Genomic DNA, 2,887 nt, shown 5'->3' with positions numbered 1-2,887 from the left:
TTCAGCAATTGCTGCTGGCATGTTCTTTACTGGTCTTTACCCAGCAGCCTTCAATGCAAAGGTAAGCCCGGCATATGAGAAAAAACTCTTATCCCCAGTGAAACCACTTTACGACTTCGATCCAACAGATAGTAAGTACGAGGCAGATACACCCTTAGTTATCACAACTATGGCTCTTCTTTATACGATCCCAAAAGGAAATTTAGATAACAAGATATCAGAAATTCTAAGGTATATTAGATACCCATTTGACTTCTATATTCATATCCTCCTAAATCATGAAATAGGTAGAAAAGCCATTGAAAATTATACCTCTTTTAGAAGAGACCCAATAAGTTTTTATAAAAAGGTGTTTTCCCATGATAGTGGGAACCCTCGCCCACCACTTAGCCTTAGTGGGGGTAAGGAGGGGGTAAAACATGAGTAGTGTGTCCCCTCAACCAACAGATGAAAAGGTAAAGAAAATATTAGATCTAGTAAAGAAAGGAGATTCAAAAGTAGATCTAATACTAGCACTAGGAAGACTATTATCTTATAATGCTAAGAATTATGGTGGAAAACCATCAGTCTACTCACTTACAAAAGAGATTAGAAGAGCCTTAACACTAGTATTAAAATTCAGAATAGATATAATAATGGCTAAGTATACTAATCCACCCTTTAAAAGCGATACCCTAAATACTGTTTACAGAATTCTGCTAGAAGAACTACTGAAAAAACTAGATGAGGAAATGAAGAATTGGCGACCTATGTGGAGGAATAAATTGATAAATCTAGTTGTAGAGAATATATATAATATTGCAACGGCAAAAGAAATAAAAAATGAATATGGACATCAAATATCAAATATTTTAAAGGAGGGTTAAAAAATGAGTCAGGTAAGTGATCCAATAACACAATTCTTAAAGGAAAACAGCGGATATTTAAGAAATCCAGATGAGAATGACAACAGACTGTTTAGTAAAGGAAGAAAAATAGAAGTAGTTTATGCTATAGTATCAAAAGGAATACCGCTCTTCAGAACAGAAGGAGTAGGTGATGTTAGTGAATTGGAGATTAATCTTGGAGGAAAGGTTATATCAGTTCCAACGATACTGCCAGAAAAAATTCAAGCTAAACTAAGGAGAAGAATGCTTGAAATATTACGAAATAATAATGATAATGAAAAATTACGAAAAGATATCTTGCCTAACTATGAAAAGCTTGGCTTTAAAAAAATAACAACTGACAACAATGGTAATAAAAGTTGGAATTGTTATGTTGCACCACCAACATCAGCGGGAGGAACTGATATAGGTTTGTGCGGCTATTGTCCATCATGCAATATTTTAGGCTCAATAATAACGAGGAACGAACTAAAAATATTGGAATCAAAGAAGAAGAAGAAAGGAACAGCTTATGGGTTAAAGAGTAGAGTTGTCCACGACCCAGCGTTTGGAACTGCTACATACGAAGCTGCAGTAGCAGAGTTAACTCATAATAAAGTGGGAGATGGTGTAAGTTATACTGGAATGTCACTCTACCAAGAATCCCACGTATTACCAGGAGTCGTATTTATAGGCAAATTAGCTATGTATGATGTAACAGAACTAGAGGCTAAACTTGTCTTATCATCACTTTCAAGTATCAGTAGGATGGGAGGAGGAGAAACAAAATACGGTAGCGTACAAGTAATAATATTAGGACTAAACGCCAGCGATAGAGAAACTGTAAGCTCTTACGACATTACTAGATATGTAATACAGAAAATTGAAGAAAAACTAGCACCATCTGAAGAGGAAATCAAACGAAAACTAGCACCACCTGAAGAGGTAATCAAATTATCAATAGAGTACCTAAAGAATATTAAATCATTTAAAATACTAGCAGATCCAAACAAAAAGATAGATCAACAGAACATTCAAATAAATATTAGTAGTGATGAGATAGTTACATTATGGGCAAGGGATAATTACAACTACTCAAGCGCAGTTGTGAAGTATATTAAGGAAGTAGAAGGTAAAAGTAAGGGATCTTAGAAAGTAGAAGAAAAGGAGAAAAAAGACTCTCAGAAGAAATAAGAGAAGAGGAGAAAATGCCCTACAGGCTAGATGAATTAAAGTTTTATTACGCTGACTTAGAGCTCCAAAGCTTAATGTGGTTCTCCTCATTAGCAATGCCAAATAGAACTTTAAACTCCTTTATTCAAACAACAGTCCCAGTTATTCACAATTACCCATTAGTATTAGCATTAAAAGGTTTAATATCGGAATATAATAATATTAATATTAATAATAATAGTAAACCACTAGCATATATAACGGCATATAACAAGATTAAGATTAGTAAACCACCAGCTGAACGATTCGATGAATTAGGAGTTTACGCTTATCCATTATTTCTAGAGAAAGTATATTACAAAAGCATATTACTAAGCGCAAGTGAAACAGATTATATCCTTTATAAACCACAAACAAGAACAGCTTTTCCACTAATTACGAGATATAATGCAATAGCACCAGGGACTAAAGGATGGACAATAATCATATCAAAGAATGAATTACCACCAGAATTATATCTACGAATAGGCTCTAAGAGGTTTGGAATCTGGAAGGCAAGACTAGAGAAGATAACTCAATTTTCTATAGAGAGTGGAAACATTAGAATCACATCACCTTTTAACGTTAGTGATACGAAAAAAACCCTTAAAAACGCACAATCCTTAGTGTTAACACATTACGCAGGAGATATAGCAATATCAGGCAATGTAGATAAGGCTATAAAATTTGTTTATAATTCTGAAGAGATTAAAAAACCCATACCTTCTTTCCTCGAAGGGTAGATCCATGTTTTCAGTTAGACTAGAACCACTCTATATGCAATCATCGAACGAATATCTTGGCAAGGC

4 protein-coding genes are annotated in these 2,887 nt (G+C 34.3%); all 4 read left to right on the top strand.

What is annotated here, in order from left to right; genetic code table 11:
- Positions 1 to 427: hypothetical protein (locus tag QXE01_12475; GenBank protein ID MEM4972053.1), on the top strand; the 427-nt coding region annotated here is incomplete at its 5' end.
- Positions 420 to 866, top strand: coding sequence for a hypothetical protein (locus tag QXE01_12470; GenBank protein ID MEM4972052.1), 447 nt, complete (start codon positions 420 to 422; stop codon positions 864 to 866). The genes QXE01_12475 and QXE01_12470, both read left to right, overlap by 8 nt.
- A 3-nt stretch (positions 867 to 869) precedes the next feature.
- The gene (gene cas7d / locus QXE01_12465; GenBank protein MEM4972051.1) at positions 870 to 2,018 is read left to right on the top strand and encodes a type I-D CRISPR-associated protein Cas7/Csc2; all 1,149 of its coding nucleotides are present in this window, start codon (positions 870 to 872) and stop codon (positions 2,016 to 2,018) included.
- Positions 2,019 to 2,074: 56 nt separating this feature from the next.
- Positions 2,075 to 2,821 carry a hypothetical protein gene (locus QXE01_12460; GenBank protein MEM4972050.1) on the top strand — a complete coding sequence of 249 codons (747 nt, stop codon included), beginning with the start codon at positions 2,075 to 2,077 and terminating at the stop codon, positions 2,819 to 2,821.
- The last annotated feature ends 66 nt before the right edge of the window (positions 2,822 to 2,887 follow it).

Source organism: Sulfolobales archaeon, from assembly GCA_038897115.1.
Classification (GTDB): domain Archaea; phylum Thermoproteota; class Thermoprotei_A; order Sulfolobales; family AG1; genus AG1.
The sequence above is the reverse complement of the archived record's forward strand: the minus strand, read 5'-3'. Positions and strand labels throughout refer to the sequence as shown.